At 72.2% G+C, this 23691-nt stretch carries 22 protein-coding genes and 1 other RNA gene; 11 read left to right on the top strand and 12 right to left on the bottom strand.

From position 1 onward, the window contains the following. Window positions 1-117: 117 nt before the first annotated feature. The 3 genes from ACOOHE_RS09060 to rnpB all read left to right on the top strand — a co-directional run bounded on the left by ACOOHE_RS09060 (window position 118) and on the right by rnpB (window position 2619). Complete coding sequence (locus tag ACOOHE_RS09060; RefSeq protein ID WP_420457479.1) at window positions 118-1236, top strand: Nif3-like dinuclear metal center hexameric protein; 1119 nt, start codon at window positions 118-120, stop codon at window positions 1234-1236. Between the two features lie 128 nt (window positions 1237-1364). After that, window positions 1365-2114, top strand: a complete 750-nt coding sequence (locus tag ACOOHE_RS09055; RefSeq protein WP_420457478.1) for a zinc ribbon domain-containing protein — start codon at window positions 1365-1367, stop codon at window positions 2112-2114. A gap of 65 nt (window positions 2115-2179) precedes the next feature. Then, window positions 2180-2619, top strand: an RNA gene (gene rnpB / locus ACOOHE_RS09050) — RNase P RNA component class A. Between the two features lie 241 nt (window positions 2620-2860). Here rnpB and secG read toward each other — a convergent pair. The 4 genes from secG to ACOOHE_RS09030 all read right to left on the bottom strand — a co-directional run bounded on the left by secG (window position 2861) and on the right by ACOOHE_RS09030 (window position 6351). Next, window positions 2861-3250, bottom strand: a complete 390-nt coding sequence (gene secG / locus ACOOHE_RS09045; RefSeq protein ID WP_420457477.1) for a preprotein translocase subunit SecG — start codon at window positions 3248-3250, stop codon at window positions 2861-2863. Window positions 3251-3349: 99 nt separating this feature from the next. Continuing rightward, a complete protein-coding gene (locus ACOOHE_RS09040) occupies window positions 3350-3907 on the bottom strand; it encodes an NUDIX domain-containing protein (RefSeq protein ID WP_420457476.1) in 558 nt (185 codons plus the stop codon). A gap of 110 nt (window positions 3908-4017) precedes the next feature. Beyond that, window positions 4018-5370, bottom strand: coding sequence for an FAD-dependent oxidoreductase (locus ACOOHE_RS09035; protein ID WP_420457475.1), 1353 nt, complete (start codon window positions 5368-5370; stop codon window positions 4018-4020). 6 nt (window positions 5371-5376) lie between these two features. Then, on the bottom strand, window positions 5377-6351 hold the full coding sequence (locus tag ACOOHE_RS09030) for a cation diffusion facilitator family transporter (RefSeq protein WP_420457474.1): 975 nt from the start codon (window positions 6349-6351) through the stop codon (window positions 5377-5379). 57 nt (window positions 6352-6408) lie between these two features. Between ACOOHE_RS09030 and ACOOHE_RS09025 the strand changes: the two genes are divergently transcribed. Together ACOOHE_RS09025 and ACOOHE_RS09020 are read left to right on the top strand one after the other, a co-directional pair. After that, on the top strand, window positions 6409-7581 hold the full coding sequence (locus ACOOHE_RS09025; protein WP_420457473.1) for an alpha/beta fold hydrolase: 1173 nt from the start codon (window positions 6409-6411) through the stop codon (window positions 7579-7581). Next, window positions 7578-8198: a GNAT family N-acetyltransferase gene (locus ACOOHE_RS09020; protein WP_420457472.1), complete on the top strand. Its 621-nt coding sequence runs from the start codon at window positions 7578-7580 to the stop codon at window positions 8196-8198. The genes ACOOHE_RS09025 and ACOOHE_RS09020 overlap by 4 nt, the downstream gene beginning before the upstream one ends. A 69-nt stretch (window positions 8199-8267) precedes the next feature. Here ACOOHE_RS09020 and ACOOHE_RS09015 read toward each other — a convergent pair whose 3' ends face one another. The 3 genes from ACOOHE_RS09015 to ACOOHE_RS09005 all read right to left on the bottom strand — a co-directional run bounded on the left by ACOOHE_RS09015 (window position 8268) and on the right by ACOOHE_RS09005 (window position 9537). Beyond that, window positions 8268-8573 (bottom strand): type II toxin-antitoxin system RelE/ParE family toxin, encoded by a 306-nt coding sequence (locus tag ACOOHE_RS09015; protein WP_420457471.1) that lies wholly within the window; start codon window positions 8571-8573, stop codon window positions 8268-8270. Next, window positions 8566-8778 (bottom strand): hypothetical protein, encoded by a 213-nt coding sequence (locus tag ACOOHE_RS09010; protein ID WP_420457470.1) that lies wholly within the window; start codon window positions 8776-8778, stop codon window positions 8566-8568. The genes ACOOHE_RS09015 and ACOOHE_RS09010 overlap by 8 nt, the downstream gene beginning before the upstream one ends. Before the next feature lie 75 nt (window positions 8779-8853). Then, window positions 8854-9537 carry a hypothetical protein gene (locus ACOOHE_RS09005; protein ID WP_420457469.1) on the bottom strand — a complete coding sequence of 228 codons (684 nt, stop codon included), beginning with the start codon at window positions 9535-9537 and terminating at the stop codon, window positions 8854-8856. 173 nt (window positions 9538-9710) lie between these two features. Between ACOOHE_RS09005 and uvrC the strand changes: the two genes are divergently transcribed. After that, window positions 9711-11570, top strand: coding sequence for an excinuclease ABC subunit UvrC (gene uvrC, locus ACOOHE_RS09000; protein WP_420457468.1), 1860 nt, complete (start codon window positions 9711-9713; stop codon window positions 11568-11570). 43 nt (window positions 11571-11613) lie between these two features. Here uvrC and ACOOHE_RS08995 read toward each other — a convergent pair whose 3' ends face one another. Then, window positions 11614-12264 carry a hypothetical protein gene (locus tag ACOOHE_RS08995; protein ID WP_420457467.1) on the bottom strand — a complete coding sequence of 217 codons (651 nt, stop codon included), beginning with the start codon at window positions 12262-12264 and terminating at the stop codon, window positions 11614-11616. Between the two features lie 413 nt (window positions 12265-12677). Beyond that, window positions 12678-13721 carry a LacI family DNA-binding transcriptional regulator gene (locus ACOOHE_RS08990; RefSeq protein WP_420457466.1) on the bottom strand — a complete coding sequence of 348 codons (1044 nt, stop codon included), beginning with the start codon at window positions 13719-13721 and terminating at the stop codon, window positions 12678-12680. Window positions 13722-14027: 306 nt separating this feature from the next. Here ACOOHE_RS08990 and xylB point away from each other — a divergent pair, with 306 nt between their 5' ends. From xylB to ACOOHE_RS08965, 5 genes are all read left to right on the top strand, one after another. Beyond that, the gene (gene xylB, locus ACOOHE_RS08985) at window positions 14028-15509 is read left to right on the top strand and encodes a xylulokinase (RefSeq protein ID WP_420457465.1); all 1482 of its coding nucleotides are present in this window, start codon (window positions 14028-14030) and stop codon (window positions 15507-15509) included. 85 nt (window positions 15510-15594) lie between these two features. Next, window positions 15595-16602: a nucleoside recognition domain-containing protein gene (locus tag ACOOHE_RS08980; protein WP_420457464.1), complete on the top strand. Its 1008-nt coding sequence runs from the start codon at window positions 15595-15597 to the stop codon at window positions 16600-16602. 3 nt (window positions 16603-16605) lie between these two features. Beyond that, window positions 16606-17148, top strand: a complete 543-nt coding sequence (locus tag ACOOHE_RS08975; RefSeq protein ID WP_420457463.1) for a spore maturation protein — start codon at window positions 16606-16608, stop codon at window positions 17146-17148. Window positions 17149-17310: 162 nt separating this feature from the next. After that, entirely contained in the window at window positions 17311-18168 is an 858-nt protein-coding gene (locus ACOOHE_RS08970; RefSeq protein ID WP_420457462.1) for a manganese catalase family protein, read from the top strand. A gap of 172 nt (window positions 18169-18340) precedes the next feature. Beyond that, the gene (locus tag ACOOHE_RS08965) at window positions 18341-19417 is read left to right on the top strand and encodes a hypothetical protein (protein WP_420457461.1); all 1077 of its coding nucleotides are present in this window, start codon (window positions 18341-18343) and stop codon (window positions 19415-19417) included. Here the strand turns inward: ACOOHE_RS08965 and ACOOHE_RS08960 are convergent. From ACOOHE_RS08960 to ACOOHE_RS08950, 3 genes are all read right to left on the bottom strand, one after another. Continuing rightward, window positions 19414-20502 carry a M14 family zinc carboxypeptidase gene (locus tag ACOOHE_RS08960; RefSeq protein ID WP_420457460.1) on the bottom strand — a complete coding sequence of 363 codons (1089 nt, stop codon included), beginning with the start codon at window positions 20500-20502 and terminating at the stop codon, window positions 19414-19416. The two genes, ACOOHE_RS08965 and ACOOHE_RS08960, sit on opposite strands and share 4 nt — an antisense overlap. A gap of 118 nt (window positions 20503-20620) precedes the next feature. Continuing rightward, window positions 20621-21097 carry a flavodoxin domain-containing protein gene (locus tag ACOOHE_RS08955; RefSeq protein WP_420457459.1) on the bottom strand — a complete coding sequence of 159 codons (477 nt, stop codon included), beginning with the start codon at window positions 21095-21097 and terminating at the stop codon, window positions 20621-20623. 74 nt (window positions 21098-21171) lie between these two features. Then, on the bottom strand, window positions 21172-23649 hold the full coding sequence (locus ACOOHE_RS08950; RefSeq protein ID WP_420457458.1) for a zinc-dependent metalloprotease: 2478 nt from the start codon (window positions 23647-23649) through the stop codon (window positions 21172-21174). Between the last annotated feature and the right edge of the window lie 42 nt (window positions 23650-23691).

Below are 23691 nucleotides of genomic sequence, written 5' to 3'. Positions count from 1 at the left end.
GCGCGGCGTGAGAGAGAACTCGGATCCAGTTTGAGACGTGACGAGGACACGGCACGCCGTGTCCCTACGGGAGGCACCGGAACCGCCGCAGGGACCCACCGACTCACCGACCCACCGATGCCGACCGTCGCCGACGTCCTCGCCACGCTCCACGCCTGGGCCCCGCCCGGCCAGAAGGCCGACTTCGACCGCGTCGGGTTGCAGGTGGGCGACCCGGCCGCCGAGGTCGGCCGCGTCCTCGTTGCCCTCGACCTGACGCCGGCCGTGGTCGACGAAGCCGCCGAGACCGGTGCCGGGCTCATCGTGACGCACCACCCGCTGCTGTTCAAGCCCGTCGGCCGGGCGACGGCCGACGACCCCATCGGCGCGCTGGTCTGGCGGCTGGGCCGGGCCGGCGTGAGCTACGCCGCCGTCCACACGAACCTCGACGCGGCGCTCGGCGGCGTGTCGTTCGCGCTGGCGGAGCAGATCGGGGTCCGCGAGCCCGAGATCCTGGCGCCGCTGGACGGGGTGATGCGGAAGGTGACCGTGTTCGTACCGGGCGACGCGGCCGACGCTGTCCGCGAGGCGATGGCCGAGGCGGGCGCGGGCGAGATCGGCGACTACACGGCGTGCTCGTTCTCGGCCGAGGGGACGGGCCGGTTCCGCCCCGGCGTTGGCGCAGACCCGGCCGTCGGCGAGGTCGGACACGACGAGGCGGTGGCCGAGGTGCGGATCGAGGCCGTCGTCCCGACGTGGGCCGTCGGTGCGGTGCGGCGGGCGGTCGCGGCGGCGCACCCGTACGAAGAGCCGGCGGTCGACGTGGTGGCCCTCGACGGCCGGGCGACGCGCCAGGGCTACGGCGTCGTCGGGCGCCTCGACGCGCCCGAGCCGCTGCCCGCGTTCCTCGCCCGCGTCCGCGACGCGCTCGGTGCCGGCGCCTTGCGCTACGTCGGCGACGACGGGCAGACAGTGGAGCGGGTCGCCGTCTGCGGCGGGGCCGGGCTGTCGTTCCTGGGCGACGCGATCCGCGCCGGCGCCGACGCCTACGTCACGGCCGACGTGACGTACCACCGCTTTTTCGAGGCGCTCGACCCGGAGGGCCGCCCCCGGATCGCCCTCGTCGACGCCGGCCACTACGAAACGGAGGCCGTCACCGAGCGGCTGATGGCCGACCGCCTCCGCCAGGCCCACCCCGGCCTCGCCGTCGACATGACCCGCCACCGGACCTCGCCGATGCGGACGTTCGCGGGCTAAAACAGGACGAGGGCACGGCGTGCCGTGCCCCTACGCCGGAACCTTGCCACCCTCAAATTCGCCCCGGACTCAAAACCGGAGGCCGCGCCGAGGGGTACCCTGCCCGACTCCCCACGCGCACCCCCCACATGGCGACCGACACGACCACGATCGAGGACCAGCTCCGGGCCCTCGTCCGCCTCCAGATCATCGACACCAAGATCGACCAGCTCACCAAGCTCCGCGGCGACCTGCCGGACGAGATCCGCGACCTGGAGGACGAGCGGGCCGGGCTCCAGACGCGGCTCGGCAAGATCGACCAGGACAAGAAGGAGGCCGAGGTCCAGAAAAAGAAGCTCAAGCTCGACATCGCCGAGAGCGAGGGGCTCATCCGGAAGTACGAGGAGCAGCAGCTCCAGGTCCGGAACAACCGCGAGTACGACGCGCTCACCAAGGAGATCGAGGCCCACCGCCAGCGGATCCAGAGCGCCTACGAGGAGATCGAGCGGTACGAGAACCTCGACGGCGACACGGCCGAGACCGTCGACGGCGCCGACGACACGCTCAAGGAGCTCGAGACGCGGATCGCCGAGAAGCGCGTCGAGCTCGACCGGGTCGTCGAGGAGACGAAGGCGGAGCAGGACACGTACGAGGAGCAGCGGGCCCAGGCCGCCGAGCACATCGACGACCGCTACCTCCGGGCCTACGAGCGGCTCCGGACGCGCGTCCGCGACGGCCGCGCCGTGGTCCCCATCGAGCGCGGCGCGGCGGCCGGCTTCATGGTCCCGCCCCAGCGCCAGGTCGAGATCCGCCAGCGCGACCGGATCATCGTGTCCGAGCACGACGGGCGGATCGTGGTCGACGACGCGCTCTTCGCGGAGGTCGGCGCCGAGGACTAGCGCCGAACTCACACGACCTTGGGCGGGCGCCGGCACAGAAGCTGGCGCCCGCCCGTTTCTTTCGGCGCGCCGGCCGGGCCGCCGCCTCGGGGGGAGCCGCTTGCGGCTCGGTCCCGGGGAGGAACGTCCGGACACCACAGGGCACCGTGCTTCCTAACAGGAAGGCGTCGGACGCTGGCGACAGCGTCGGGCGACGGCACGTGCAACAGAGAACAGACCAGCCGATGGCCGGCGCTCGCGTCGGCACAGGTGATGGGTGAAACGGTGGGGTAAGAGCCCACCGGCGCGGCCGGCGACGGCCGCGGCCAGGCAAACCCCACGGGGTGCAAGGCCACACAGTCCCGCGTCCCGCCTCGGCGGGACCGCCCGCGGCCCGCGGGCGTCGCGGGGCGGGTAGGCCGCTCGAGGCCGCCGGCGACGGCGGTCCCAGATAGATGGCGGCACAGGGCGACGGCCTCGGCGACCGTCGCCCGGACAGAATCCGGCGTACAGGCCGGCGCACGTCGACGCGGGGCCACCCTTTCGGGGGTGGCCCCGCACGTGTGTCTGGCGACGACGGCACGGCCCCCCGCTCGCCAGGCGCTACGGGGTCGGCGGCGAGTCCCCTCTTCTTCTGGGAGGGGGACTGAGGTCCGGACGAGCCGAGGGCGTGGGGCGAGACTCCGGGCCAAGCGCCCACCCGAGGCGGCCAAAAAAAGGGCCGCCGAGCGTCTGCTCAGCGGCCCCGGGTCGGGTGCCCGTCGGCCCTACTCGGTCGGCGGGACGTCGGGGGCCGTCGGCGTGGACGGGTTGGCGCTCGGGAGCGAGCCGGCCTCGGCCGGGCCCTGCGACGGGACCTCGATGGGGGCCGGCGCCGCCGACGGCAGCTCGCCCGCGCGCTCCTGCAAGATGCTCCCGCCGCCGCCCGCGCGGGGGATAAAGAACGTCGTGATGAGGCACAGGAGGAGGAACGTCCAGCCCAGCGCCCAGGTGGCCTTCTCCAAGAAGTCCGGGGCCTGGCGCGCGCCCAGGATCTGGGTCGTCTGGCCGCCCGAGGCGATGCCCGCCAGGCCGCCCCCCTTGCCGCTCTGGAGCAGGACCGTGATGCCCATCAGGACACCGATGATGAGGATCAGGACGATCAGGAAGTAGAACACGGCGTGCGCGGGAGGGGGCGGGAAAACTAGCGCCGCCCCCACGGGGCGCCACGCCGGCGGCGCTCAGGTCCTGTGAAAACGGCGCCCGACGGGCCGGCTCTACCCGCTCTCCCCCGTCCGCCGGTCGATGGCGGCAGCGGCCAGCAGCAGGGCCACGCACGACTTGGCGTCCTCGATCTCGCCCCGGCGGGCCATCGCGACGGCCTCCTCGAACGGGACCCGGAAAGGCTCGACGAACTCGTCGTCGTCGGCGTGGTCGTCGGTGGCCGACAGGCCCTCGGCGAGGAACAGCCAGATGGTCTCGTCGGAGTAGCCGATGGCGGGGAACGTCTGCCCGAGCGGGGTCCACCGCTCGGCGGCGACGCCGGCCTCCTCGGCCAGCTCGCGCCGGGCCACGGCGAGCGCGTCCTCGCCGTCCTCGTCGAACTTGCCGGCCGGGACCTCCCAGAACTCGCGCCCGGGCCCGAACCGGTACTGGCGGAGCAGGATCACGCGGCCCTCGCCGTCGACGGGGACGACGGCCGAGGCGCCGGGGTGCTTGATCCACTCGCGCGCCGACGTCTCGCCGTTGGGCAGGCGGACCTCGTCGCGGCGCACGTCCAGCAGGGCGCCGTCGTAGACCTGCTCGGAGCGGACGGAGTGTTCGGTAAAATCCATGGGACGGGGGACGGGGGACGGGGGACGGGGGACGGGGGACGGGAAGGTGCGCCCGGCCGAGGTCGGCGTGGGCGGAGTCCGCCGGAACTTTTCGACGGCCGCCAGCCCCCTCAATCCCTCATCGCCCGGCTGGCGGCCACCTTCAGCGGGTCGACGGCCGGGGCGAGCGGGGGGTTGTAGAGCAGGTCGAGGTCCTCGGCTAGCTCGCGGACGGTGGCCCCGCGGGCGACGAGCGGGACCAGGACGTCGGACCGGAGCGCGGCGCCCTCCGCCCCGACCAGTTGCCCGCCCAGCAGGCGCCCCGTCCCGCGCTCCGTCACGAGGCGGACGTCGATCGGCGACGCCTCGGGGAACGCCGCCGTGCGGCTGAGGTGGCGGACGTCGGTCGCGACGGCGTCAAGCCCGGCGTCCTCCGCCTGCGCCAGTGACAGCCCGACCGACCCGACCTCGACCCCGAACGCGCGGACGCCCACGGCGCCGGCGAACGGGCGGAACCGGTCGGCCGTGCCGGTCGCGTTCCGGGCCGCGACGCGGGCCGTCCGCCGGGCCGTCGTGGCGAGGGGCCACAGGACGCGGCGGCCGTCGGGCGCGCGCGGGATTTCGACCACGTCGCCGCACGCCCACACGCGGCGGGCCGAGGTCCGCATCTGGTCGTCGACGGCGACCCCCCCTCGGTCGCCGAGGCGGATCCCGGCGGCTTGGGCCAGCTCGACGCGCGGCTCGACGCCGACCGAGACGACCACCATCTGGCACCCGACGAGCTCGCCCCGGTCCGTCCGGACGGCGCGGACGCGGCCGTCGTCGTCGGCCAGGATGGCCGTCACGCGCTCGGCGCGGACGGCGACGCCCGCCGCCGCGACGGCCTCGTTCATCAGGTCGCTGGCCTCGCACGCGACGGTGTTGCCCAGCACGCGGCCGTTCGGGTCCAGGATCGTCGCCCTCAAGCCGCGCTCGCGCATGGCCTCGGCCATCTCGAGCCCGATGTAGCCGCCGCCGACCACGACGACGTGGCGGACCGGCTCGGTGTCGAGCCAGCGCAGGATCGCGTGTGTGTCGACCAGGTTGCGGACGGTGAACACGCCGGCCGCGTCCTCGCCGTCGACGCCCAGGCGACGGGCGCGAGCGCCGGTCGCCAGGATGAACCGGTCGAACGGCTCCTCCGTCGTCGAGCCGAAGTGGAGGGCCTCGACGGTCAGCCGGCCGCGGCCCGGGTCGAGCGCCGTGACCCGGTGGCGGACGCGGGCGTCGACGCCGCGCGTCCGCCGGATCTCGTCGGGCGTGAGCACGACCAGGTCCGTGCCCGGCTCGAGCCGGCCGCCGATGAGGTACGGGATCTCGCACGTCCCGACGGAGATGTGGGGCCCCTCCTCGAACAGGACGACGGTGGCGTCCGGGGCCTGGCGCTTGGCTTCGGCGGCGGCGGCGGGCCCGGCGGCCAGGCCCCCAATCACAGCGATGCGCATTTAGGTCTAGGCGAGCGAGTCGGAGACGGCGTCGTGGGGCGCGCCGGCCGGGTGGTCGTGGGAGCGGGGCTCGAGGTGGCTCGTGACCTGGACCCGGCTCTCGGGGAAGAGCGCCCGCTGGCGGAGCTCGACGGCCGTCGCCCGCTGGTGGGCCTCGTCGAGGCGGAGGTCGTCGGGCATCAGGAGGTGCTGCTCGATCCAGACCTGGTCGTTGACGCGGCGGTGGCGGACGTGGTGGTGCCCGTCGATGAGCCCGTCGGCGACGGCCTGGTCGAGCGTGCCCAGCACGCGGGCCGTCGCCTCGGGCGTGGCCGTCTCCATCAGCCCGCCGTAGGCCTCGCGCATCAGCCCCCCGCTGGTCCACACGATGTTGAGCCCCACCACGATGGCGACGACCGGGTCGAGCCAGACCGCGCCCGTCGCCCACACCAGCCCGACGCCGACGAGCACGCCCAGGCTCGTCCACATGTCGGTCAGGACGTGGTGGCCGTTGGCCACGAGCACGAGCGCGTTCGTCCGCCGGCCGACGCGGACCAGGCCGAGCCCGAGGACCAGGTTGACGGCGGCCAGCGCGCCGGTTATGAGCAGGCCCAGCCCGAGCTGCTCGACCTCGGGCCCGCGGATCAGGTCCAGCGTCGCCGTCCACACGATGCCGACGGCGGCGACCAGGATCAGGGCGCCCTCGACGCCCGCCGAGACGTAGGCGATCTTGCCGTGGCCGTAGGGGTGCGCGGCGTCCGGTGGCTGGGCCGCGTACCACAGGCTGAACCCGGCCATGGCCGTCGCCGCGAGGTGGATCACCGACTCGAGCGCGTCGGACAGGATGGCCGTCGAGCCGGTGAGCCCGTACGCCGCCGCCTTGCCGACGAGCATGAGCACGGCGACCGCCAGGCTCGCCGTCATCGCCAAGCGCTGCTGGCGCTGCGCGTCGTCGCCGCGAGCGGGGCCCGGACGGGCGGGCGCGTGGGTGTGGAGCAGCATGGCGCGTGGGACGAGCCCGCCGGGTGCGAGTTTCCGGCCTCCCCCCTCCCCCGACTCATGACCCTGGAGCACGTCGGCATCGCCATCGAGAGCGCCGAGCAGGCGGCCGTCTTCGAGCGGCTGTTCGAGGCGGCCCCCTACAAAGCGGAGGTCGTCGAGCGCGAGGGCGTCCGGACGCTGTTCTTCGGCGACGGCGGACGGGCCAACGCGGCGCCCAAGATGGAGTTGGTCGAGGCCACCCGCGCCGACTCGCCCATCGCCAAGCACCTGGAGCGGCGCGGGCCCGGCCTCCACCACCTCGCCTTCGAGGTGGCCGACCTCGACGCCGAGATCGACCGGGTCCGCGCCCTCGGCGTCCGCCCGCTCGCCGACGCGCCCCGGCCCGGCGCCGACGGCAAGCGGATCGTGTTCCTCCACCCGAAGGACACGGCCGGCGTGCTGGTCGAGCTGGTCGAGAGCGTCCGCCCGCCGCCCGTCTGGACCGAGATCGAAACGCCAGTGGGGTTGGTGGCCGTCCAGCTCTCCGGGCCGGAAGACGCGCCCCGGCTCCTCGTCCTCCACGGCGCGCTCGGGTCGACCGAGCTGGAGACGGACCGGCTGATCCGGGTCTGGGAGCGGGACTTTCAGGTGATCGGGCTCGACCTCCCGGGCCACGGGCGGAGCGGTCCGCTGGCGGGCCCGGCGCCGACGTGGAGACCGTACGTGGGTGCTGCAATAACAGCTCTCGAGACCGTGGCCGCCGGCCCCGCCGCCGTCTTCGGCTTCTCGATGGGCGGCGGTGTCGCCCTCGCGCTCGCCCGCCAGCGACCCGACCTCGTCTCGCGTCTGGCCGTCCACGGCGTCAACGTGCAGTGGGACCGGGCCGAGGTCGAGGCCATGACCAACCCCATGGACCCCGCGACGATGGAGGCCGAGCACCCGTTCTGGGCCCGCCGTCTGTCCGAGGTCCACGGCGCCGACCGCTGGCGCGGGCTTGTGGACCAGATGATCGCGTTCACGCGCGGCCTGCCGGACGACCGGATGCCAGACGCCGACCTTGCCCAGATCGCCATCCCGACGCTGGTGTCAGCCGGCGACCGCGACCGCTTTTTCGACGTCCGCCACGCCGTCGGCCTGTGGCGCGCGTTGCCCGACGCCCGGCTCCAGATCTTGCCAGGCCTCGACCACCCCATCCAGGGCGTCGACGTGCCGACGTTCGCGGCCGGCGTCCGGGAGTTCCTGCTGGCATGACCGTCCGCCCGCTCCGCTCCGACGAGGTCGAGGCCGCCGCGGCTCTGGCGGCCCGGGCCTTTTTCGACGACCCGCTGTTCCAGTTCGTCTACCCCGACCCGTCGCGACGGCTCGCCGGGTTCGCAGGCGAGCACGCCGCTTACGTCCGCTACGTCTACGCGCCGTACGGCGTCTGCGAGATGGCCGAGGCGGACGGGGCCCTGGCCGGGTTGGCGCTGTGGCTCCCGCCCGGCGCCGAGGTCCCGGCGTGGCGCGAGTGGACGGCGCTCCCCGCGCTCGTCCGAGGGGCCGGGCTGCGCCGGCTGCCGGCGGTGCGGCGGGCGTACCGCGCGTTCGACGACGCGATGCCGGACGGTCGGTTCTGGTACCTCGGCCTGCTCGCCGTCGACCCCGAGGCGCAGGGCCGGGGCGTCGGGAGCGCGCTCGTCCGCGCCGGGCTCGCGCGGGCCGACGCGGGCGAAGTGGGCACCTTTTTGGAGACGGGGACGGCGACGAACGTCGCGTTCTACCGGCGGCTCGGGTTCGAGGTCACCGGCGAGATCCCGCTGCCCGGCGGCCCCACCCACTGGGCCATGTGGCGGGCCCCGGACTCCACGCCGGACTCCCTCAGGGTTTAAGCGCTCGGCGGGCCTCGGGACGTACCGAGAGCGCGAGGCACGTGGAGACGGCCCCGTACGCCCCGTAGGTCACGACCGAGACAGCCCCTCGGGGTCTCGGGAGGTGTGGTAGAGCCGCAGGGCGAGGATGCCCCCGGCCGGCAGCGGTCGGTAGACGATCAGGTAGGGGCGCGCCACAAAGCTGCGGACCTCCTCGGCGTCGGAGAGATCGGGGCGCGGCGTGCCGATCCGCGGCGTTTCCGCGAGCGTCTGCAAGCTCTCGGTGATGGCGTCGATGACCCGGTCGGCACGCAGGTCACCGGCCTGCTCGAAGATGAAGTCCCACGCCTCGGCCGCGTCGCGGCGGAACTCGGGCGTGGTCTCGTAGCTAGGCACCGGCGGTCCGCCGCTCGCGCCCTTCGCGCTTGATGGCGTCGGGGTCCCACGGGGCGACATCGCCGCGTTCGGCAGAGGCGAGGGCGTCGGCGACGCCGGCACGCATCTCCGTCAACTGGCGCATCCGGTCCAGCTCGGCGAACACACGCGACTGGTCGCGCTCGGGGAGCTCGCGGATGGTAGTCAGGATCTCCTCGACGCTCATGGCCCGGTTCTCTTCGATGCCCTCGCAGTCTAGCCGATGACGCCGTCTCGTGCAACGCCCCGAGCGCGAGCCGGCCTAAAACCGAACCCGCAGGCCACCCGTGATCGGGACCTGCGACACGTCGAACAGCCCCAGCCGGCCCGCAGCGTCGTTGCCGACGAGCCGGATCGGGGCGACGACGGGGAGCGAGACGTCGGCTCCGAACAGGCGGAAGCGGACGTCGACGCCGGCGAGGGCGCCCGCCTCGGCGCACCGAAGGGCCGCGCCCGTCACCTCGTAGCCGATGACGCGGCACGCCGTCCCGTAGGCCCCGACGGTCGGCGCCAGTCGCAGGCTCCCGACGACGCGGAGGGGCCGGCTGAGCGAGACCTGCCCGGTCCCCTGAATCCGCCGGAGGCCGAACCCGTCGTCGCCGACCCGGGGCCCGAGGTCGGCGAAGGTCGCCGTCCCCAGCAGCCGGGCGTCGAGCTCGACGCCGGCCCCGAGCCGGCGCGTCGTCCCGAGCGTCGGGCCGACGGTCAGGAACGCCCCGCCGTCGCCGTAGGTCAGGTCGCCCCCGATCACGCGCGCGCCGAGGTCGACGGACGGCGCGACGCGGCGACCGACGTCGGCGCCGACGAGGAACGCCGTCCTGCCCCCCCCACTGCTGCCGATCCCAAAGAGCGGGCTGACGTAGGTGTCCGACGAGTCGGTCAAGACCGGCTGAGCGAGGACGGAGGGGGCCAACAGGGCCGCGAGGGCCAGGGCGAACGTGCGCATGGGATCGAGCGGAAGTGGTGAAGGGAAGGCCCAAGAACGGGGCCCTCCCCTGCCTCGTGTGCCCCCCTCCTCCGGGCCCGAGCAAAAGCCTCGGCAGCCGCTGACGCGCGCTCGACACCGCCGGGCACGACGTTGCCGGGCCGGCGTACGAGCCCCCGTCCGCCCCCCGCCCGATGACCGACGCCCTCGCCGACAAGCTCAAGCACCTCCCGACCTCGCCCGGCGTTTACCAGCACAAGGACGCCGACGGGAAGGTGATCTACGTGGGCAAGGCCAAGAACCTGCGCAGCCGCGTCCGGAGCTACTTCCAGGAGGGCCGCCCGCGCGAGGCCAAGACCGAGGCGCTCGTCAAGAAGATCGCCGACGTCGAGGTGATCGTGACCGACACCGAGGTCGAGTCGCTGCTGCTGGAGGACAACCTCATCAAGCGACTCAAACCCCGCTACAACGTCCTCCTCAAAGACGACAAGAGCTACCCCTACATCTGCATCAAGAACGAGCGGTTCCCGCGCGTCTTCCCGACGCGGACCGTCCGCCGCGACGGCTCGCTGTACTTCGGGCCGTACACCGACGCCCGGGCGATGAAGCTCGTCCTGAAGACGATCAAGGACCTGTTCAAGCTCCGGTCGTGCGCGCTCCACCTGAACCAGGCCGCCATCGAGGCCGGCAAGTACCAGCCGTGCCTCGACTACCACATCCAGAAGTGCGCCGCGCCGTGCGTCGGCTACGAAACGGAGGCGCACTACGACAGCACGATCCGCCAGATCACGGCGCTCCTGAACGGCCAGACGCGCGAGCTAGTCGAACTTCTCCAGGGCGAGATGGCGCGGCTGGCGTCCGAGAAGCAGTTCGAGGAGGCCGCCGAGGTGCGGGACCGGCTGCGCGCGCTCGAGACGTACGCCCAGAAGCAGAAGGTGGTCACCGACCCCGAGGTCGACCGGGACCTGTTCGCGCTCGCGCTCGACCGCGAGGCCGACGTCGGCGTAGGCGTCCTGTTCAAGGTCCGCGAGGGCAAGATCATCGGGCGGACGCACAAGATCGTCCGGGGCGTCGAGGGGGCCGAGGACGGCGAGATCCAGCAGCGGATCGTCGAGGGCTACTACGCCGACGCGGCGTTCTTCCCCAACGAGGTCTACCTCGCCGGCGACCTCGCGGACCCGTCGGTCGTCGAGGCGCTCTTGCGCGAGAAGAAGGGGCGCCGGGTCGAGGTCCGGACGCCCCAGCGCGGCGAGAAGGTGGACCTGATGAACATGGTCGAGGCGAACGCCCGGCTCCTGCTCGGCGAGTGGAAGCTCCAGCAGGAGCAGCGCGAGGAGGACCGGATCCCGCGGTCGGTCCTGAGCCTGGAGCGCGACCTCCACCTCAAAAAACCGCCGCGCCGGATCGAGTGCTTCGACATCTCGCACTTGGGCGGGACCGGGACCGTCGCGAGCTGCGTCGTCTTCCAAGACGGCAAGCCGCGCAAGTCGGACTACCGGACGTACAAGATCCGGACGGTCGAGTCCGGCAAGCCCGACGACTTCCAGTCGATGCGCGAGGTCGTCGAGCGGCGCTACGCCCGGCTGCTCGAGGAGAACGGGCCGTGGCCAGACCTGGTCATCATCGACGGCGGCAAGGGCCAGCTGTCGTCGGCCGTCGAGTCGCTGCGGCGGGTCGACGTCTACGGCAAGTTCCCCGTCGTCGGGCTAGCGAAGCGGCTCGAAGAGGTGTTCGTGCCGGGGTCGAGCCAGTCCATCATCATCCCGCGCACGTCGTCGTCGCTCCGGCTGATCCAGCGGGTCCGTGACGAGGCCCACCGGTTCGCGGTCACGGCCCAGCGCAAGCAGCGGCGGATCAAGGACCTCAGGAGCGAGCTGCTCGACATCCCGGGCGTCGGGGCCAAGACGGCCAAGAAGCTGCTGACCCAGCTCGGGAGTCTCAAAGCAGTCAAGGCGGCGACCGAGGCCGAGATCGCGGCGTTCACGGGCCCGTCAGTGGCGGCCAAGATCCGGGCGCACTACGACGCGCCGACCGATCACGACGCGGCCGGCTGAGCTCTCGCCCGCCGGCCGCGACACCCAAAGTCTGTCTCGAATGCTACTCCGCGAGGGCCCGAAGCTGGGCCGCCGCTTCGAGGCGCCGTGCCGACACGACATCCTCATCGCGGCCCTCGTCGGAGAGGTCTCGGCGGGCCGCCTCCGGCATGTCACAGTCCGTACAACGTGCCGTCTCGGCGACGTAGGACTCGGCGGCTTCGGCTGCGCGGACCGCGACGGAACGAGTCTCTATCGGACCCCATTCGGTGCGGAAGGCCCCGACCGACTCGAGGATCGTCTCCGCCTCGGGGCTCTCGTGTTGGACGAGAGCTCGGGAATACTCCAGGGCCAATTCAGGGACTCCCTCCTCCGACCGGTTCGGGACGAGGTAACCCGTCAGCATGAGCTTAGCCATCGCCTGCTCGACGTTCGAGCGGACGACGCCGGGCTCGGCCGCCGCGACGGCCTCTTGCGCTCGATCGTGAGCGTCTTGCCAGCCGTCAGCCTTCTTGGCGATGTTCACAGTAGCCGTCAGGGCCGCCTTCACGCTCGCGGTGAGGTCTTCTTGGGAGGCTCCGGGAGCGCGGGCGAAGTCCACCCGGCTCAAGACGGGATCGGACGCCGCAGGAAGAACCTCTGCGACCGGCTGGGGATTTGTCTGCTCGCACGCCACGAGTGCGAGGAGCGAGCAGAGAAGCATCAAGCGTTTCATAGCTGTCTGGTTGATGTGAGAGCTTGCTGGAACTTATGCGTACATGTAGCACAGGGACCCGTCTGTGTAGGCGAACCCAGCGCTCCCGTCATCGCATCCCCACACGAGAAAGCACTGACCGTCTATGCCATGCGTTTCGAAAATGCAGAACGGGGCAGCAGCAGCCGGCGTTGCCAGGCCTGACCCGACGAAGAGAGACAGCGCCAGGAGGCTCTGAACTATACGTTTTGTGAGCATGAGGGTGTTGGTGATGAGACAGGCGGGCCTTCCAAGACCCAAAATTAGACTACCCCCCCCCCCCCCCTTCCGAGTCAAGGTGCATGCCGACGATTTGTGCTAGTGCTGACGCACTACCAGGGCAGGACTGGCGGTCCTCTGCGCGAGGAGCCTCTAGGCTCCAGTCCCAAGCCTGGTCAGCGCCCGGCCGGCGGCCCCGTCGTCGCGCGGACGGCGAGGGCGGCGTCGAGGACGACCGTGACCGGGTCCGCTTCGGGCTCCTCGATCTGGTCCAAGATGATCTGGACCGCGCGCCGGCCCATCTCGCGCTTGGGCACCTGGACCGTCGTCAGCGGGGCCGTCGTCTGGGTGGCCACCGGGACGTCGTCGAAGCCGACGACGGAGACGTCCTCGGGCACACGCAGGCCGAGGTCGACCAGGGCCTTGATGAGCCCGAGCGCGACGAGGTCGTTGAAGCACGCGACGGCCGTCGGCCGGTCCGCCCGCTCGCGGAAGGTGCGGAGCCCGGCTTGGTAGCCGTCCTCGAACCGGGACCCGGACGCGACGACCGCGTCGTCGGAGAACCGGAGCGGGGACTGGCTGAACGCCTTCTCGACCCCGAGCCGCCGGTCCAGGCTGTGCCGCGTGTACGCCGGGCCCGCGAAGTGGGCGATCCGCTCGTGCCCCAGCCCGATCAGGTGGCGGGCCGCCTGCTGCGCCGCGGCCACGTTGTCGACGCTCACCACGTTCGTCGGCAGGCCGAGCACCGTTTCGAGCAGGACGAACGGGAAGCCCGAGCGGCGGAGCAGGAAGAGGTGCGAGAGGTCGGCGTCGGCGTCCAGGACCGGGGCCACGATGACGCCTGAGAGATCGCGGCCGCGGAGCGAGTCGATGGCCAGGCCCTCCCGCTGGAAGTCGCCCTCGGAGGTGCACACGAACGGGACGAAGCCGCGCGCGTTGAGCTCGGCGCTCGCGCCCTTCACCACCTCGGCGTAGAACGGGTTGTCGATCTCCTTGATCACGATGCCCATGCCCGGCGGCGAGGCGTCGTCCCCGTTGCGACGGCTCCCCAGGCGCCGGGCCGAGGCCGAGGGGAGGTAGCCGAGCTCCTCGATCGTCCTCAGCACGTGGGCCCGCGTCGCGTCGCGGACGGTCGGCCGCTGGTTGATGACGGCCGAGACGGTCCCGGTCGAGACCCCGGCCTTCTCGGCGACGTCAGAGATGGTGATTCGTTTGGCCATGAGGGGGTCCGCAGAGAGGCTCAGGGTCGGATCTGGGAGGGCTGACGGGGTACTCGCGACCGCCCCGGTCCCCCGCCGGGCGCGGCCGGCGGATCATCGCAGCGCGGCGAAGAACCGGATTTATTATACCGCTTCAATTCAGTCAACCCACCCTCGCGCCCGGACAGTTGCCCCTCGCCCTCGGACCCGCTCCGCTCGTCGGACGAGGGGTCGAGAGCCCCGGCCCAGCGCTCCGGCCGGGGCGCGAGAGGGCGGGCCTCCCGAAGGCGACCCGGGCCGCGAGGCGGTCCCCACATCCCCATTCCCATGGCCTACCTCCTCGGCATCGACACCTCGACGACGGCGACCAAGGCGCTGCTGATGGACGACGCCGGCCACGTCGTCGCGGTCGGCTCGACGCCCCACGACCACTCGTCGCCGCGCCCGCTCTGGAGCGAGCAGGGCCCCGACGAGTGGTGGCGCGCGACGGCCGCGAGCGTCCGGCAGGCGCTGGCCGAGGCGGGCGCGGCCGGGCCCGACGTCCGCGCCGTCGGGCTGACGGGCCAGATGCACGGGCTCGTCCTGCTCGACGGCGCCGGTGCCGTCTTGCGACCGGCGATGCTGTGGAACGACGGCCGCGCCCAGGCTCAGTGCGACGAGATCCGCGAGCGGCTGGGCGGGCTGGACGCGCTCGTGGCCGAGACGGGCAACGACGCCTTCGCCGGGTTCACGGCGCCCAAGCTGCTGTGGGTGAAGGAGCACGAGCCCGACGTGGTCGCCCGCGTCGCCCAGGTGCTGCTGCCCAAGGACTACCTCCGCTACCGGCTGACGGGCGGCTTCGCGACCGACCGGGCGGGCGCGGGCGGGACGCTGCTCCTCGACCTCGCCTCGCGCGACTGGTCGGCGACGGTCCTCGACGCGCTCGACGTGCCGGCCGACTGGCTCCCGCCGACGCACGAGGGGCCCGAGGTCACGGGCGCCGTCTCGGCTCAGGCGGCCGAGGAGACGGGGCTCGCCGTTGGGACGCCCGTCGTGGGCGGAGGCGGTGACCAGGCGGCCACTGCCGTCGGCGTCGGAGCCGTCCGGCCGGGCGTGTGGGCGATGTCGCTCGGCACCTCCGGCGTCGTCTTCGCGCCGACCGACGCGCCGCACACGGCGCCGCAGGGGCGGGCGCACGCCTTCCCGCACGCGGTCCCCGGGCTGTGGCACCTGATGGGCGTCATGCTGTCGGCGGCCGGCTCGCTCCGGTGGTACCGCGACACGTTCGCGCCCGACACCGGCTACGACGCCCTGCTCGCCGAGGCGGCCGGCGTGGCGCCGGGGTCCGAGGGTTTGACGTTCCTCCCCTACCTCGCCGGCGAGCGGACGCCCCACGCCAACCCGCTCGCCCAGGGCGCCTTCGTCGGGCTGACGCTGCGGCACGGGCGCGGCCACGCGACGCGCGCCGTGCTGGAGGGCGTGGCGTTCGGGCTCCGCGACAACCTCGAGCTGCTCCGCCAGTCGGGCGTCGAGGCGCCGGACACGGTCCGGGTCGCCGGCGGCGGGGCCGTGAGCCCGCTGTGGCGCCAGATCCTGGCCGACACGTTGAGCGTTGCGCTCGCGCCCGTCCAGACGCCCGAGGCCGCGGCGTTCGGGGCCGCGCTGCTCGCCGGCGTCGGCGCCGGCGTGTGGCCGGACGTGGCGACGGCGACGGACGCGACCGTCACCGTCGGCGAGACGACCGAGCCGGGCGCGTCCGACCTCGGCGCGGCGTACGACCGGTTCCGGGACCTCTACGCGAGGCTCGAGCCGTCCTTCCCTCGTCCCTGACGCCGGCTGGGTGTGGCCGACCCGAGGGCGCCGCGGTTGCGCCCGGTCGGAGTCGCGGCGACCTTGCGGCCCCCTCCCCGCCTCCATGCTCAACTACATCTGGGCCGGCCTCATCATCGTCAGCCTGGTGTTCGCGCTGGCCAGCGACCTCGGCGACGTCGTCGGCGACACGTACCGGAACGCGGACCCGCTCCCGGTCCGCCTCGAGTTCGAGCGGCCGTTCGACGCCGACGCGCCGCGCCAGCCGGCCCGGCTCGTCCTCGACCCGCTCGCGTTCCGCCAGTTCTACGGCGTCGCCGACGGGACGCCCGCGCCGGCCTACGACGCCACCCTCCGCGCCACGGCCGACGGGACGCCCGAGCTGGTCTTGGACGCCGAGGCCGAGCTGCCGGCCCCGCTCGACGTCATCCGCGACGCGACGAATCCACGCGACCAGATCTTGCAAGGCACATTGCAGTCGGTCACGATCAGCCCCGACGGGACCGCGGCGACGGCCGGGTTGCAGTTCGCGCCGGTCCGGTTCGTCAAGCTCGGCGCCATCACGACGGCCGCCATCGACCTCGCCGAGGTCGCCGTGACGATTGCCATCGGGCTGGTCGGCGTGTTGGTGCTGTTCTTGGGGCTGAGCAAGATCGCCGAGGACGCCGGCATCATCTACGGGCTGGTCAAGCTGGTCCGCCCCGTGCTCCGGCCCCTCTTCCCGGACATCCCCCGAGACCACCCGGCGATGGGCATGATCGCGCTCAACCTGGCGGCGAATGTGTTCGGGCTGGGGAATGCGGCCACGCCGTTCGGGATCAAGGCGATGGAGGAGCTCCAGACGCTCAACCCCGAGCCCGACACGGCGACCGACTCGATGGCGATGCTGCTCGCGCTCAACACGGCCAGCGTCCAGCTCATCCCGCCGATCACGCTCATCGCGATCCTGGGCATCGAGACCAACAACGTCTACTTCCCGATCCTGTTCACGACCGTCGGGTCGCTGATCGTGGCCATCGTGGCGGCCAAGGGGCTGGGCCGGCTCCGCCGCTACCGGGCGACCGACCCCAACCGCGACGGGCGGACGGTCGCCGTCGTCGCCGAGGAGGGCTGAGCCATGGACACGTTCCGCGAGATCATCAGCGTCGTCTCGGTCTTCGTCCTGCCGGCGATGATCGTGGGGATCCCCCTGTACGGGCTGCTCAAGCGCGTGCCGGTCTACGAGTCGTTCGTCGAGGGCGGCAAGGAGGGGTTCGGGCTGGCCGTCCGGATCCTGCCGTACCTCGTGGCCATCTTGTTCGCGATTGGGATGTTCCGGGCGTCGGGCGCGATGGAGTGGCTGAGCGGCGCGCTCGCGCCGGTGCTCGCGCTCGTCGGGATGCCGGCCGAGGTCCTGCCGATGGCCATCGTCCGGCCGCTCACGGGCTCCGGCTCGGTCGCCATCGTGGCCGACCTGGCGGCCCAGTACGGCGAGACGTCGCTCATCACCCGGATGGCCTCGACCATGTTCGGCTCGACCGAGACCACGTTCTACGTGATCGCGGTGTACTTCGGGGCCGTCGGCGTGAGCAAGACGCGGCACGCGCTCCCGGCCGGCTTGATCGCCGACGTGGCCGCTATGCTTTTCGCGGTGTGGATGTGCCTGCTGTTCTTCGGGTAGCGGCCGGCCGCGCAGGGAACGCTCGGGGCTCGGCGTAGGGGTCGCTCCGGTTGGGCCACCGGAGGCGCCCCGAGGGAAGGGTCGGGAAAGTTCGGAACCCCCTCCGGGGCCGGAGCCAGGCGGATCGCCGGGGGTTGGGGCCGCTCACTCCCCCCCCTCCCAATGTTTTACCACGACGGCGGCAAGCTCCAGTACCCGGTCCGCGTCGACACGCCCAACCCGGTCTTCGCCAAGGCCCTCCAGCAAGCCATCGGCGGGATCCAGGGCGAGATCCGCGTGTGCCTCCAGTACCTGTTCCAGGCGTGGGGCGCCCGGGGCCCGGCCAAGTACCGCGACATGCTCTTGGAGACCGGGACCGAGGAGATCGCCCACATCGAGATGCTCGCGACCGCCGTCGCCCTGAACCTCGAGGGCGCCCCGCTCGAGCAGGACGAGGCGGCCAAGGACCCGATGGTGGCCGCCGCGCTGGGCGGCATGAACGTCCAGCACGTGATCACGACGTGCATGGCGGCGATGCCCGTCGACGCGAGCGGCGTCCCGTTCAACGCCTCCCACTGCTACGCGAGCGGGAACACGGCCGCCGACATGCTGGCCAACGCCGTCGCGGAGTCGACGGGCCGGATGTTGGCGTGCCAGCTCTACAAGATGACCGACGACGCGGGCATGAAGGACATGCTGGCCTACCTCGTCGCGCGCGACACGATGCACCAGAACCAGTGGCTCGCGGCGTGGGAGGAGCTCGGCGGACGCGAGAACCACCCGATCCCGAACAACTTCGACCAGAGCATCGAGCCGGCCGAGTTCAACTACACGTTCCTCACGTTCGGGAAGGACGAGTCGGTCCCGCAGCCCGAAGGCAACTGGTCGGGCGGCGAGAGCTTCGACGGCCGGAGCACGTTCTCGATCGAGCGGATGACGCCGCGCGGCGAGAAGCCGGACCTCGGGATGGCGAGCCCGAAGGCGGCCGTCCAGAAGGCCCAGGAGGACGGGGGCCTGCTCGACAAGATCATGCCGAGCTGAGCCCGGGCCGGCGCTGGCGGTCACGGTCGCCAGCGCCAGGTCGAGCGTCGGAAGGCGGAGGCGCGCCCGGCCGTCGGCGTGAGCCGCCTGGGTGCACCCGCTTTTTTTTGGTGATCGGGTAGCGTTCGAGGCGGGCGCGCTAACGTCGGAGTCCCCTCCGATGCCCGATACCATGGCCGACCTCGTCGCCGCTCTGAACCCGCTCCCCACCCCTCCGCGCGCACGCCGGGTCTCCTTCAAGCTCCGCATCGAGAACAAGGGGGAAGCAAGCGTCCACCTGACGCGAATCGACCCGCTCGTTGGCGAGGGGATCAAGGCCCCAGAGGCGTTCGACCTCGACCTGTTTCACAAGCAGACCGAGTTGGACGAAGAGCTCCGCCGGCTGACGCGGCTCCATCAGGACTACGAGATCGTTAGGTCAGGCGCGATCCGGGACCAGATCACCCGGGCCTACGCCGAGATGTTCACCGAAGCCCTCACGACGGCCACCGGAGCCGCCCGGATCGGCTCTCTCCCCCGGACGCTCTTACGGCTGGGCTCGGGCCGTGTCGGGGACGCCCTCAGCAACGCCGTCATGCGCGCTGAGACATACCTCTACGAGGTCGAAGACGTGGTCGACGCCAGACGACTGCTGGACGCCTCGTTCGACGAAGACGGCGGGGACGCCGCAGCGCTCCGACAAGCGTACGAGCGGGTCCTCCGGAAAGCCGAACGGATGCACGCCGAGCTCCCAGATTGGAGCACCTTCGCGACGGTCCCACCTGGCGGCGCCTTCGAGACGCACTTCGACGTCTCGTTCGGACGGGGCCTCTTCGAGCCCAGGACCAGGACGTTCTCGGTGCGCACTGGCTTCGTCGAAGACACGTCGCGGGAGACGACTGTCGCTCCGTCGTTCGTCCACGCGTCGGCGACTCACACGATCTCGCCGGACCCCTGGATGCTCTCGGTGCTCACGGTCGCCTGGGCGTTCCTTGGACTCCTGCTCGGCGCGGCGATGGACGTGGCCACCGACGACGCGAGCGACTCGCCAGTGCCCACCGCTAGCGAGGTGCTGGCCTCGGTCGGTGGGGCGGAGTGGATCGCGGCTCCCCTCTTGGCCCTGATCGTATTCAACGTGTACGAGAACCTGGACCTGGGGCAGAGGATCCAGTTGCCGGCGAGCTGGCGGAGTGCGCTCCTGATCGGGGCGCTGTGTGGTCTGTTCGGAGAGCGGATCCTGGAATCGCTGCAAGTGCTGATGGGCGCCTAGCGCACGGCGTCCAGCGCGAGGTCGAGCATCTGGAGCTGAAGCCGCACCTGGGTCTCCAGGCCGAGGCACCGAATGCCGAACCGCTCGACGGCATCCGTGAGGTCGTCGCCCTCGGCGGCCCGCTCGATCATCTCGGGCATCGCCTCTCGAAAGTCCAGCAGCGTTGCCGGGATGCCGGGCGGACCGTCGTGCGGAGCGCCGAGCACAAACAGCGGCAACTCGGGCACGACGCACAGCGGCGGACGGTCGGGCGCCGTCGTGATCGCCTGCTCCATCGACGAGCGGCGGAAGAGGGCGGCCGTCTCCGGGTCGCCCGCGTCGAGGAAGTGGCGCTGCATCGCCGCGCCCTCGGGCGTGCTCCAGAACCCGGGGCCACCGTAGCGGAACCCCTTGTCGCCGCCGCGGTCGTGGTCGTGGAGCGCGAGCCCAGCGTCGGCCGCGGCCTGGGCCCAGCCGACGCGGAGGGGGGCGTCGCGGTCCGTGCCGAGCCAGCGACGTTCGACGAGCAGCAGCGCGCCCTCCGAAAACCCCATCCCGTGCAGGCTCGCGTGGAGCGCGACCGGCGGGCCGGAGAACAGGAACGCGGTCGCCGCCCGGTTCTCCGGCCGGAGGTCCGGGTAGCCGAACTCGATGTCGCGGCCCGGCGGCTCGCGGCGACGGCCCCGGAGGTAGTGGCCCAGCGTCTCGGCCGGGCGGTCTGCGTCCCACCGCTCGATCCACCCTTGATTGCGCGCCTCGCCGTCGGGGTTGAGGTGGGGGACGATCCGCAACGTGACCTGCTCCCAGAGGTCTTCGAGGCCCCCGTCGTCCGTTCCCCACCCACGCGCCGCCAGCCCTTCGAGGACGAGCGTCCGCAACGTCTCCGGGCCGACGGGCTCGTCGGCGTGGGCCCCGGCGACGAGGGTCACCAGGCGGGGCCCGTAGCCCAGCGTCACGCCCGCGATGGGCCTCCCCTCCTCGCTCTCGCCGATGGTCTCGACCGTCGCCAGGTCCGGGTTCGCTTCACACGCGCGGCGGAGGTCGCCGGCCACCTCGTCGGAGGTGCGGAACCGGAGGTCGGACAGGTCGAGGTCGGCGAGGGTCACGGGCGGAGACTGGGGACTGGGGACTGAAGATGCTTCCTCTTGGGGCGACGAGATCACCGTGCGCCTGACACGGCCTCGCACTCACTCGAAGCCGAACCCCGAACCGAGAACCCCGAACCTACCTGGCAAACGCCGTCGCGCACCGGACCGCCCAGGCCACCGCGCCGGCCACGTCGTCCGCCGTCGGTCCGCCGTCGATGTCGTGGAGCGGCTGGGCCTCGGTCGCGCCCGACGCACGCAAGAGGCCGACCAAGCGCATCGCGGCCGTCTGGTAGTACGGGTCGTAGTCGCGGTCGCCCAGGCCGCAGACGCCGAACCGGACGCCCGAGAGGTCGGGGCGGACGGCGTCGAGCGCCTCGACGAAGTCGACGGCGTTGTCGGGGAACGTCCCGTCGGACCAGGTGCAGGTCACGGCGACGACCTGGCGGTAGTCGGCCAGGACCTCGGGGTAGGCCTCGGCCATGTCGAGAAGATGGGCGGCGAAACCGAGGTCGCCGAGCGCGTCGGCGATGGCGTCGGCGACGACCTCCGAGTTGCCGGTCTGGGTCCCGACCAGGACCAGGACGTCGGGCTGGGCGGCGCGGAGGTCGAGCATAACGGGTGATGTGTGAAGGGTGAGGGGTGATGGGCCAGTCTCTCTTCACCCATCACCCTCCACTCCTCACCCGGTCAGTCCTCCGGGTCGAGGATGGTCTCGATCCGGGCCTGGAGGTCCAAGAGGTGGTACCGCTCGGACCGCTCGCCGGCGGCCCGGTAGCGCGGGAGCGCCGCCGCGATCTCGTCCTCCAACGTCAGCAGCGCGCCGCGCGCGAGGGGCCGGACCTCCGAGCGCTCGATGGCCTCGGGCCGGTAGCCGTAGGCCCGGTCCACGAACGCGGCCGGCACCGCCGACGGCGACTCGTTCAAGAGCTCGCCCAGCCGGTCCACGTAGGCCCGCTGGAGCGCGCGCCGCGAGGCGTCGATGGCCGCGCCCCGGTCGATCTCGCGGAAGAGGCCGGCCTGGAGGTCGTCCATCATCTCGGCCGCCGGGTAGGCGTCGCCGCCGAGCCACTCGGCCTCCGCGAGCCGCCCGATGCGGACCGGGTCGAGGACGCGCGTGAGCGCCGACTCCTGCAACCGCTGGACGGTCCCGAGCACGCCGGCCGGCTGGGTCCGCGACAGGACGTCCGTGTCGAGCAGCCAGTCCGGCGTCGTGAACCCCTCGTCGACCAGGAACGCCAGGGCCGCCCGCTGGCGGTCGGCGTCGACGGGTTGGTAGACCGGGCCGGCCTCGTCGGCCGTCTTCGGGTCGATGGTGACCCCGCCGATCTGGCGCCCGACGTGGCCGAGGTAGCGGCCCCACTGGGCCACGACCTGGCCGTAGAGCTCGTCGAGGTCATCGTAGGGCTCACCGGCCGCCGTCGTCCACGTCATCAGGTTGGGGACGATCCGGCGCAGGTTCGCCAGCCCCAGCGTCGAGGCGTACACGGCGTCGTCGCCCAGGTCCTCGGCCTGCGAGCGCGGGTCGACGGGGTCGAACGTCTGGGCCCCGTAGCGGAGCGCCGGGTCGTCGCGGACCTCGGCCAACATGGCCTGGAGCCGGGCCCGCTCCTCGGCCTCCGACGCGGCGTCGGGGAAGTAGGTGTAGCCCCACTTGACGGCCCAGATGTCGTACTCGCCGACGCGCGGCATGAGCTGGGTCACGCCGTCGCCGGGCTGGGCGACGTAGTTGAACCGGGCGTAGTCCATGATCGACGGCGCCGTCCCGTGCGTCGCCGTGAACGTCGGGCTCCGCAGGCTGTCGACCGGATACGCCGTCGACGAGATCCAGTTGTGCGGGAGCCCCAGCGTGTGGCCGACCTCGTGGGCCGACACGAACCGGACGAGCTCGCCCATCACGTCCTGGCGGAACGTGGTCCCGCGCGCGGCCGGGTCCACGGCGGCGGTCTGGACGAAGTACCAGTTCCGGAGCAGGTTCATCACGTTGTGGAACCACCGGATGTCGGACTCCAGGATCTGGCCCGTCCGCGGGTCGTGGACGTGCGGGCCCTGGGCGTTCTGGACGTCGGACGCGAGGTAGCGGATGACGGAGTACCGGACGTCCTCGGGGCTCCAGTCCGGGTCGTCGGCCGGGGCGTCCTCAGCGCGGATCGCGTTCTTGAAGCCGGCCGCCTCGAAGGCCACGTTCCAGTCCCGGACGCCCTGCTTCAGCGGCTCGCGCCACTCGGCCGGCGTCGCCGGGTCGATGTAGTAGACGATGGGCTCGACCGGCTCGACGAGCTCGCCCCTGGCGTAGGTTTCCATATCGCTCGGGACCAGCTGCCAGCGCGTGATGTAGCGGCGCTCCTCGGCGCGCTGGGCCGACAGGCCGTAGTCGGTCTGGGCGATCGAGAAGTAGCCGACGCGCGGGTCGTGCCGGCGCGGGCGCATCGGGTCGTCGGGCAGGAGGACCATCGAGTGGGCCATCTCGACCGACAGCGTGCCCGTCGAGGCGTTCTCCGGCGGCTCGGCCGCGTCGTACGTCAGGACCGAGCGGACCTCGACGTTGCGGGGGAACGCCATCGCCCGGGCCAGGAACGAGCGGTCGGTGTCGAGCTTCCGCACCTTGAACTCCTCGCGCGCCCCTCGCGGCAGCCCGAACACCGGGAGGTCCGTCGTGAACGTCTTCGTCAGGTCCACGACGACCGACGCCGAGTCCGGCCCGATGGCCTCGATGGCGAGCCGGGCCACGATCGGCTCGAACTGGGAGTCCTGGACGGCCTGGTAGACCGGCAGCGACGGGTCGGCGACGTTCGCGTAGCGGACCGTCCGCAGCAGGACGTGGTCGCCGTGTCGCTCCCAGCGGACGGCCTGGGTGTTCACCTTCGTCCCGCCGTACTCGTAGCCCTCGGTCGTCTTGGCGAGCCGGCTCACGATCAGCATCTCGCGGCCGAACAGGGAGTCCGGGATCTGGACGAGCAGCTTCGAGCCGCCGTCCTCGAGGTGGACGTCGAACAGGCCCTCATCCGTCTCGGCGTCGTCCGTGACGACCTCATCGAACGGCTTGAAGTCGTCGTCTGCGGAGTCCGTCGTGTCGGCCCGAGCTGGGGTCGGCGTGGCGACGGGCTGGACGGTGGAGCAACCGCCGACGAGCAGGACGGCCGAGGCGAGCGTGAACCAACGGAGCATGGGACCGAGTGGGGAGTGTGGGGGTGTGGGAGTATCGGGGCG

It is taken from the genome of Rubrivirga sp., from assembly GCF_965213695.1.
Lineage (GTDB): Bacteria > Bacteroidota > Rhodothermia > Rhodothermales > Rubricoccaceae > Rubrivirga.
Note: the sequence above shows the minus strand (reverse complement) of the source record. Positions and strands in the feature narration are given on the sequence as shown.